Annotated in this window: 2 pseudogenes; both read right to left on the reverse strand. The window is 43.3% G+C overall.

The window, feature by feature from the left end:
• Positions 1-476, reverse strand: a pseudogene (locus HMPREF2979_RS10580) (MSCRAMM family adhesin SdrC); the annotation flags it as partial.
• 81 nt (positions 477-557) lie between these two features.
• Positions 558-1,073, reverse strand: a pseudogene (locus tag HMPREF2979_RS10585) (MSCRAMM family adhesin SdrC); the annotation flags it as partial.

The raw sequence follows: 1,073 nt of genomic DNA on the forward strand, positions 1-1,073 counted from the left end.
GTATCAGAATCACAATCAGTGTCTAACTCAGAGTCAGCGTCAGTAAGTGCGTCAATTTCAGCTTCACAATCTGTATCAACTTCAGAATCAGCATCAGAGAGTGCTTCAGTGTCTGAATCACAGTCAGTTTCAAACTCCGAATCAGCTTCATTAAGTGCGTCCATTTCTGAATCACAATCTGCTTCAACTTCAGAATCAGCATCAGAGAGTGCATCAGTAAGCGAATCACAAACAGTCTCTAATTCCGAGTCAGCTTCAGAGAGTGCCTCAGTGTCTGAGTCACAGTCATTGTCTAACTCCGAATCAGCGTCAGTAAGTGCTTCAGTTTCTGACTTACAGTCTGCATCAAACTCCGAGTCAGCTTCATTAAGTGAGTCAATCTCAGAATCACAATCATTGTCTAACTCCGAATCAGCATCAGAAAGCGTTTCTGTTTCATCTAGTGAGTCTGCATCATTGAGTGAATCACAGCGCACAAGTGCTTCAATCTCGACTTCCGAGTCAGAATCATTGAGTACGTCAAGCTCATTGAGTGCTTCTGCATTTGAAAGCCAGTCTCAAGCCTTTAGTGCTTCAATTTCTGCGATTATTTCAACTGTTGAATCTATTTCGAACTCAGCTTCAAGCTTCATTTCAGCTAGTGAGTCGCTTTCGACATCTAACTCAGCATCATTGAGTGAGTCGGTGTCATTGAGTACATCTGTTTCAGTGTCACAAACAGTCTCTAATTCCGAGTCAGCATCAACAAGTGCGTCTGTATCAGAATCACAGTCTGTTTCAACCTCAGTTTCTGCGTCAGTCTCATCCAGCGTATCAGCTTCAGCAAGTGCATCTGAGTCAGCCTCAGAGTCAACTTCAGTAAGTACCTCAATTTCCGAGTCACAATCAGTATCGAACTCAGAGTCCGTTTCAGAGAGTGCGTCTGTGTCTGAATCAGAATCTGTTTCAACCTCAGTATCACTGAGTGAGTCACTTTCAGAAAGTTCTTCAATTTCAACAAGTGAGTCTGTATCGTTGAGCGAATCGCAGAGTGCAAGTGCATCTGCCTCAGAATCCGCTTCATCAAGCGTTTC

Origin of the sequence: Streptococcus sp. HMSC078H12 (assembly GCF_001814615.1) — a bacterium.
GTDB lineage: Bacteria > Bacillota > Bacilli > Lactobacillales > Streptococcaceae > Streptococcus > Streptococcus salivarius_F.